This window comes from Flavobacterium sp. (genome assembly GCF_046153165.1).
GTDB lineage: Bacteria > Bacteroidota > Bacteroidia > Flavobacteriales > Flavobacteriaceae > Flavobacterium.
In genome coordinates this window covers 1-8912 of the sequence record NZ_JBJXEN010000089.1, presented here as the reverse complement: position 1 = coordinate 8912, position 8912 = coordinate 1, and the positions used below count along the sequence as shown (strand labels likewise).

At 30.4% G+C, this 8912-nt stretch carries 7 protein-coding genes and 1 pseudogene; all 8 read left to right on the top strand.

What is annotated here, in order from left to right:
- A partial coding sequence (locus ACKVOV_RS10400) for an efflux RND transporter permease subunit (RefSeq protein WP_409206692.1) occupies nucleotides 1-2279 on the top strand: 2279 nt, incomplete at its 5' end.
- A 10-nt stretch (nucleotides 2280-2289) separates the two neighbouring features.
- Nucleotides 2290-3405: an efflux RND transporter periplasmic adaptor subunit gene (locus ACKVOV_RS10395; protein WP_409206691.1), complete on the top strand. Its 1116-nt coding sequence runs from the start codon at nucleotides 2290-2292 to the stop codon at nucleotides 3403-3405.
- An 11-nt stretch (nucleotides 3406-3416) separates the two neighbouring features.
- Complete coding sequence (locus tag ACKVOV_RS10390; protein WP_409206690.1) at nucleotides 3417-4535, top strand: VIT1/CCC1 transporter family protein; 1119 nt, start codon at nucleotides 3417-3419, stop codon at nucleotides 4533-4535.
- A 99-nt stretch (nucleotides 4536-4634) separates the two neighbouring features.
- Complete coding sequence (locus tag ACKVOV_RS10385; protein WP_409206689.1) at nucleotides 4635-5126, top strand: hypothetical protein; 492 nt, start codon at nucleotides 4635-4637, stop codon at nucleotides 5124-5126.
- Nucleotides 5127-5383: 257 nt separating this feature from the next.
- Entirely contained in the window at nucleotides 5384-6241 is an 858-nt protein-coding gene (gene hisG, locus ACKVOV_RS10380; RefSeq protein ID WP_394759167.1) for an ATP phosphoribosyltransferase, read from the top strand.
- 11 nt (nucleotides 6242-6252) lie between these two features.
- Complete coding sequence (gene hisD, locus ACKVOV_RS10375) at nucleotides 6253-7542, top strand: histidinol dehydrogenase (protein ID WP_409206688.1); 1290 nt, start codon at nucleotides 6253-6255, stop codon at nucleotides 7540-7542.
- On the top strand, nucleotides 7535-8575 hold the full coding sequence (gene hisC / locus ACKVOV_RS10370; protein WP_409206687.1) for a histidinol-phosphate transaminase: 1041 nt from the start codon (nucleotides 7535-7537) through the stop codon (nucleotides 8573-8575). The genes hisD and hisC overlap by 8 nt, the downstream gene beginning before the upstream one ends.
- A pseudogene (locus ACKVOV_RS10365) lies at nucleotides 8575-8912 on the top strand (bifunctional histidinol-phosphatase/imidazoleglycerol-phosphate dehydratase); the annotation flags it as partial. The gene hisC and the pseudogene ACKVOV_RS10365, both read left to right, overlap by 1 nt.

The following is an 8912-nucleotide window of genomic DNA, read 5'->3' as shown; positions in this document are numbered from 1 at the left end:
GATCTGACGTGGCTGTCAAAGTTTTTGGTGAAGATTTGAATGTTTTGGCAAAAAAAGCGAATGAAATAAAAAAAGCAATAGAAAATATTGAAGGAGCTTCGGATGTAATTATCGAAAAAACGGAAGGTTTACCTCAAATGGCTGTGGTATATGATCGTTCTAAAATTGCACGTTATGGTTTAAATATTGCCGATTTGAACGAAATCATTGCACTTGGTTTTGCAGGAAAAACAGTAGGAAATGTGTTTGAAGGTGAAAAACGATTTGATATGGTGATTCGTTTAGATAAAACCAACAGACAGGATATTGAAGATTTACGAAATTTATATGTTTCAACGTCAAACGGTCAACAAATTCCACTTAGTGAATTAGCTAATATTGAATATACTGAAGGTCCAGCAAAAATTTCTAGAGACAATACCAATCGTAGAATTGTGGTGGGAATTAATGTGAGAAACCGAGATTTACAAAGTGTGGTAACGGATATTCAAAAAACAATCGATGCAAAAATTAAATTACCAACGGGCTACAGAGTAAGTTATGGCGGACAATTTGAAAACTTACAAAGTGCAAAAGCGCGTTTAGCTATTGCAGTTCCAATTGCTTTGTTTTTAATATTTATCTTATTGTATTTTGCTTTTGGAACAATAAAAGAAGCTTTAATGGTATATTCTGCTATTCCATTATCAGCAGTAGGAGGTGTGTTGTTTTTATGGATGAGAGATTTACCTTTTAGTATTTCGGCAGGTGTTGGTTTTATAGCCCTTTTCGGAATAGCAGTATTGAACGGAATTGTACTTATTGAACATTTTAAAGAACTAAAACATAACGGAATGAAAGATATGGACGAATTAATATTAAAAGGAACCACAGATAGATTGCGCCCTGTATTATTAACAGCGGCAGCAGCAGCGCTTGGATTTTTGCCTATGGCAATTTCTTCTTCAGCAGGAGCAGAGGTGCAACGTCCATTAGCAACTGTTGTGATTGGAGGTTTATTTACAGCAACGATTTTAACAATGGTAGTTTTACCTATTTTATATAAAGTTTTTGATGGTAAAGAATTCAAAAAAGCTAAATTTAAAATTCACAATAACACAACTATTATTATTTTATTTTTAATGCTATCAACGGTTGCATTTTCGCAAAATTCAAATCCTGAACTAAATGTTTTGTTAGGAAAAGCTATTGAAAATAATAAAGGAATTAAAGCATCTCAATTGCAAGTAGATAAAATGAAAGCCAATATTAAAACGGCATATACTTTCGATAAAACGACTATTTATTACAGTTACGATCAGAATAATTTAGCTTTAAACAATCAGCCTTTGAAGGTTTTTGGAGTACAGCAACGATTTGCTTTCCCAACAGTATATGGAGCTCAAAAGAAAGTATTAAATGCGGAGTATGAAAAAGAAAGCGCAAATTTTGAAATTCAAAAAAATAAATTAAATCTAGAGGTTTCTAATATTTATAATCATATTGTGTACTTACAACACCAAGAAAAATTGTATCATTATTTAGATAGTTTGTATCAAAATTTTTCAAAGGCTAGTGATAGACGTTTCGAATTAGGTGAAACCAATTATCTAGAAAAAATAACAGCTCAGGCCAAATTCAGAAAAATTAGCACTATGCTTTCTCAAATTGAAAAAGATAAAAAAGCACAGTACGAAATCTTACAGTCCTTAGTACAATTAGACGAGAAAATTGTAATTAAAAATAATAACATTGTGCCTTTAAAAATGTTAAGTAATGAAACAAGTAAATCATTTTATTTATCTTATTTAGAAAGTATTACAAAAAATTATAAAAGTCAAATTAAGTTGCAAAAACAGCATTGGTTACCTGATTTAAATATAGATTATTTTCAAGGGAAAAATAATGGATTATCAAAATCGTTATATGGTTTTCAAGTCGGAGTTGGTATACCATTATTGTATTTTGGAAATAAAGCCAAATCAAAAGTAGCGCAACTCGAATTGCAATCTTGGGAACAACAAAAACAAAATGAAGAACAGAAAATTGATAGTTATATTCTTCAGAAAACAAGTGAATTAGCAAAATACCAAGAAGCAATTAATTATTATAATCAATTTGGAAAAAAATTGTCTGAAGAAATTATCAAAGTTGCAACGATGAGTTATAAGCACGGAGAAATTGATTTTTTTCAGTACATTCAAAGTTTAGATAATGCCACTACAATTCAAGTCGAATATTTAGAGTCTGTTTTACAATATAATAAAATACAATTAGATTTACAATACCTTAATTTTTAGTTAGATACCAATGAAAAAAACAATATATACATTTGCAATTGCCACTTTATTATTTTCTTGTAAAGATGCTAAAGTTGAAGAAGTTAGTCCTAAAGATGATGGAATAATCTTAGTTACAAAAGAACAATTTGAATCTTCAGGAATGAGAATTTCTAGTCCAGAAGAGCAAGATTTTGATGTAACTATAAAAACATCTGGAAAAATCGATGTTCCGCCACAAAATAGAGCAAAAGTGACTTCGTTTATAGGAGGTTATGTAAAATCTACCCAACTTTTAGTCGGAGATAAAGTTACAAAAGGGCAAGCTTTATTAACAATGGAAAATACCGAATTTCTGGATATTCAGAAAGATTATCTTGAAGTTGCAGAACAAATAAACTATTTAAAATCGGAATTCGAGAGACAAAAAACATTGTATGACGAAAAGATAACCTCTCAAAAAAATTATCTAAAAGCCGAAAGCGATTATAAAAGAACAAGAGGAATGTATCAGAGTTTAAAGGCTAAACTAGTACTTTTAAATATTAATCCTAGTAATGTAGAAAAAGGAAAATTAACTTCTGTTGTAACTATTTATGCTCCAATTACTGGAGACATTGTCATTATGAATGCTAATGTGGGGATGTTCGTTGCGCCTTCAGATGTAATTTTAGAAATTGTTGATACTAATCATTTGCATTTAGAGTTAGCTGTTTTTGAAAAAGACATTTTGAACGTAAAAGTAGGACAAAAAATTAATTTTAGAGTTCCAGAAGCTACTAAAGAAGTTTTTAACGCAGAAGTGCATTTAGTTGGAAAATCTATTGAAGGAAATGATAGAACGATTAATGTTCATGGGCATTTAGAAGATAATATTAAACAAAAATTACTAACAGGAATGTTTGTAGAGGCTGGAATCGTTACAAATTCTAAAAAAGGATTAGCAATCCCAACAGAAGCTTTAATTACAAAAAATAATAAGAATTTCGTGTTAGTATTGGATAATGATAAAAATCAGTACTCATTTAAAAAAGTTGCAGTATCTTTAGGAGAAAAATCAGAGAAATTTATTGAGATAATTCCTAATAATCTCATTAATTCAACTTCAAAAATTTTAACAAAAGGCGTTTTTGATATTACAAATTAAATAGAATAAATATGGATTTAAACAAGCTTAAAGGTCAATTGCAAACTGAAGTTGATACTTCTTTTTTATACAAAAGCATAGCAGCTATTCAACAGGATGAAAATCTTAATAGAGTATTGTTGGCTTTAGCAAAAATAGAAGATGGTCATGCACAACACATGTTGATCGAAATTAAAAAAGAAAGTCCTACTACAGTTTTACCAAATCCTTCATCAAGAGCTAAATTACAATTAAAATTAGGAAAGATTTTTGGCTACAGCTCTATAATTAGTAATCTATCAGGTGTTGAAAAGCAGTTTGCTATTAATACTGTAAAAAATAAAATTGAAGCAGGCAAAAAATTATCAGGTTTTGAACATAATCATTTAAAAATTATTGAAGCAGTTAATAGTAATGCTGCTTTAAATGTATCAGGTGGATTTCTTTCTAAATTTGAAAGTCGCCATAAATCAGTTGGAGGAAATGCTTTGCGTGCAGCTGTTTTAGGGGCAAATGACGGATTAGTTTCTAATATGAGTTTAGTAATGGGTGTTGCTGGTGCTGCTGTAAATAACAATACAATTTTACTTACAGGTTGTGCAGGATTATTGGCAGGTGCAATTTCGATGGCATTAGGAGAATGGCTATCTGTTCAAAGTTCACGCGAATTGTACGAAAATCAAATAGCATTAGAAACTGCCGAATTAGAAGCTTCGCCTGAAGAAGAAGAGATGGAATTAGTATTGTTATACCAAGCTAAAGCAATGACATTAGAAGAAGCTAAAAAATTAGCAAAAAAAGCATTTTTAACTAAAGAATCTGCAATTGAAACTTTAATAACTGAAGAGTTAGGAATAAATAAAGAAGAATTAAGTGGTTCTGCTTGGGAAGCAGCTATTACATCATTTATTTTATTTGCAATTGGAGCTATAATTCCATTATATCCTTTTATGTTTTTAGAAGGAAAGAATGCAATATTTTTAAGTATAGGAAGTAGTGTTGTTGGATTATTCGGAATTGGTTCTGCGATAACATTATTTACTGGAAAACCAGTTTTATTTTCAGGAACAAGACAAGTTATTTTTGGATTACTTGCAGCTGCGGTAACTTATGGAATTGGTGCTTTGATTGGTGTTTCATTGGCAGGATAAGAATTCTACAACTAATTAAAAGAATTATGTAATAAATAAAGATATTAATAAGACTATTTTTATAATAAATCAATATTAACTTAATAAATCAAAAAAATTATGAACGACGCACATTTACACATGGTAGTAAACCATTTTCCAATTATTGGGACAATTTTTGGATTAGGAATCTTGATTGCAGGAATAATTTTAAAGAATAATTCTGCAAAAAATATTGCTTATTTTTTATTTATAGTTTCAGCTATTTTTGCAGCATTTAGTATGGGTACAGGAGAAGGAGCTGAAGAGTTAGTAGAAGATATGCCAAATGTTGGTAAAAAAATCATTCATGAACACGAAGAGTTAGCAGAAAAATTTGCTATAGTTTTATATGTTTTAGGCGTAGTATCTCTTGCTGGATTATATTTAAATCTTAAAAATCATGCAAAAGCAAATCTAATATCCTATTTAGCAGTTGTAATTTCTGTTATAGGAGTTTTTTTAGCACAACAAGTAGGTACTTCTGGAGGAGAAGTTCGTCATACTGAAATTAGAGCTAATGCAACGCAAACTTCAACAACTACTGAAGCTGAGGGTGAAGATAAAGATTAAACAAATCATAAATTAGTAAGAATTATAAAAAATAATTTGTTTTCTATTTTTATTTGAACATATCTTTGCAAAGTATTAAAAAAACAAAAATGTTTCTAAATCAATTACATCATCATTATTTTCATATTTGCTCTCAGGCGAAGTGTTAATGGTATGCGTGTAAATCACAATATTCTAAAACCCGTTTGAGTACATCAAACGGGTTTTTTATTTACTCCAAACTGTACTCATTCCTAATATTTAATCAAAATAAAACAATGAGTACTTTAAAAATTGCAATTCAAAAATCAGGTCGCCTCAACGAGGATAGCTTAAAAATCTTAAAAGATTGTGGTATTTCAATCGACAATGGAAACGACCAACTTAAAGCTTCTGCATCCAATTTTCCGCTAGAGGTATTATTCCTTCGAAACTCAGATATTCCTCAATATTTAATAGATGGTGTTGTAGATATCGCTATTGTTGGAGATAATATTTTAGTCGAAAAAGGAGGAAATATTAAAATTGCCGAAAAATTAGGATTTTCAAAATGCCGAGTTTCTGTAGCAGTTCCTAAATCTTTTAATTTCAAGTCTTTAGATGATTTAAAAAAGATGAGAATTGCTACTTCTTATCCCAATACAACTTTAAATTATTTTAAAAATAACTATATAAAAGTCGAATTACACGAAATATCGGGTTCAGTCGAAATTGCTCCTAACATTGGTCTCGCAGACGCTATTGTTGATATTGTCTCTAGCGGAAGTACACTTTTTAAAAATAATTTGAAAGAAGTTGCTGTCATCATGAAAAGTGAAGCCGTTCTAGCTGTTTCGCCACTAATTACTCTTGAAAAACAGGAAATATTAGACAAATTAAGATTCAGAATTCAATCAGTACTTAGAGCTAGAAAAGCAAAATATATTTTGATGAATGTGCCAAACGAAAAAATACAAGCTATAACCGAAATTTTACCTGTTCTAAAAAGCCCAACAGTAGTGCCTTTAAGTGAAGTAGGTTGGTGTAGTGTACAATCTGTCATCGACGAAGATCAATTTTGGGAAGTAATCGATAAATTGAAAGCTGCTGGCGCCGAAGGTATTCTCGTTTGCCCAATTGAAAAAATGGTTATTTAAATCGCAATAAAATGAATAAAATATACAATCCAAAACCAGAAATTTGGTCTGAAATTCTAAAAAGACCAACACAATCTTTCAATGATATAGAAGAAACTGTAAAAGGAATTTTCAAAGAAGTACAACAAAAAGGAGATGTTGCAGTAACAAAATATACTTCTTTATTTGATGGAATCGTTTTAGAAAATATAGAAGTTTCTAATGAAGAAATTAATGAAGCAATCAATTTAGTTTCAACAGAATTGAAACAAGCCATTGCTTTAGCAAAGTCGAATATTGAAAGATTTCACACGGCTCAAAAAACTTCAAAAATAGAAGTCGAAACGATTGAAGGTGTAAATTGTTGGCAAGAAAAACGTCCAATTCAGAAGGTGGGATTATATATTCCTGGCGGAACCGCGCCTTTGTTTTCTACGGTATTAATGTTAGCCATTCCTGCTCAAATTGCAGGTTGCAATGAAATTATTTTGTGTTCACCACCAGACAAATCAGGAAAAATAAATCCAGCTATTTTATATGCTGCTAATTTGTGTGGAGTAACTAAAATACTAAAAGTAGGGGGGATTCAAGCCATTGCAGGAATGACTTTTGGTACACAAACTATCCCAAAAGTATATAAGATTTTTGGACCTGGAAACCAGTTTGTAACAGTTGCAAAACAATTTGCTACACGATTTGGAGTCGCTATCGATATGCCTGCTGGTCCAAGCGAATTACTGATTGTTGCAGATGATACTGCTATTCCAAGTTTTGTTGCTTCCGATTTGTTAAGCCAAGCGGAACACGGAACCGATAGCCAAGTGATTCTAGTCTCGACTTCAAAAGAATTGATAGAAGCTGTCGAAATTGAAATCAACAAGCAATTGGAAGTTTTACCAAGAAAAAATATTGCACAAAAAGCTATCGAAAATTCTAAACTAATTTACGTTGAAAATGATGAAATTGCTTTAGATTTAATTAACGACTATGCACCAGAGCATTTTATAATTTGTACTAAAAATGAAGATTTTTATATAGATAATATTCAAAATGCAGGCTCTATTTTTATAGGAAATTATACGCCCGAAAGTGCAGGAGATTATGCTTCTGGAACGAATCATACTTTACCAACAAACGGATATGCAAAAAAATATTCAGGAGTTAACTTAGATAGTTTTCTGAAATCGATGACTTTTCAAAAAATATCTAAAAAAGGCATTCAAAACATTGGTAAGGCAATAGAAATCATGGCGGATGCTGAAGGTTTGCAAGCGCATAAAAATGCTGTTTCATTAAGATTAAAAGCAATAGAAAATGAATAATTTTAATATCAATAATCTCATTAGAGAAAATATAAAAAATATGCAATCTTATTCTTCTGCACGAGATGAATTTAAAGATTTTACTCATAATATGGTTTATCTTGATGCCAATGAAAATCCGTTTTCTAACGGCATCAATCGATATCCAGATCCGCAACAAAAGAAATCGAAAGGTTTTTTATCACAGCAAAATAAGATAAATGAAAATCAAATTTTGATAGGAAATGGGAGTGACGAAGTACTGGATTTAGTATTCAGAGCATTTTGTGAACCCAATGTTGACAATGTAATTACGCTTCCGCCAACTTACGGAATGTATGGAGTTTTGGCCAATATTAATGCTATCGAAAACAAAGAAGTTTTATTATCTGCTGATTTTCAACCTAATATTGATGATATTATAAAAAATATAAATGCCAACACAAAAATTATTTTCCTTTGTTCGCCCAATAATCCAACAGGAAACTCTTTTGATGATCAAACTGTTTTATCATTGTTGAAAAACTTTAACGGATTGGTAGTTATAGACGAAGCCTATATAGATTTTTCTAAAAATGCAAGTTGGTTGCAAGAAATAAACGATTATCCAAACCTTGTCATCACGCAAACACTTTCTAAAGCATATGCAATGGCGGGTTTAAGAGTGGGAATTTTGTATGCTTCTACAGAAATAATTTCGATATTAAATAAGATAAAACCACCATATAATATCAATAATTTATCACAAGAAACTGCTATAAAAAAATTAGAGCAAACAACACTCGATTTTCAAGTGAAAAAAATTATAAGTGAGCGAAAAAAAATGGTTGAATCTTTAGTTTCTATACCATTTATTGAAAAAACATATCCTTCGGATGCTAATTTTATTTTGATAAAAGTTGATGATGCCAACAAAATATACAATCAACTAATCGAAAATGGAATTGTTATTAGAAACAGAAGTAATCAGCCTTTGTGCGAAAATTGTTTAAGAATTACTATTGGTACCAAAGAAGAAAATGAAAAATTAATGACCGTTTTAAAATCATTATGATGAAAAAGAAAGTATTATTTATAGACCGAGACGGAACAATAATTAAAGAAACAATCGATGAACAAATTGATGGTTTTAATAAAATGATTTTTTATCCAAAATGTATTCCTTTTTTGAGTAAAATAGCACAAGAATTAGATTACGAATTTGTTATGATTACCAATCAAGATGGTTTGGGAACGGCTAGTTTTCCTGAAGATACTTTTTGGCCTGTGCATAATTTTATTATGAAAACCTTTGAAAACGAAGGCGTAATTTTTGATAAAGTGTATATTGATAAAACATTTCCTTCAGAAAATGCCAATACTAGAAAACCAAAAACAGGCTTGCTAACCGA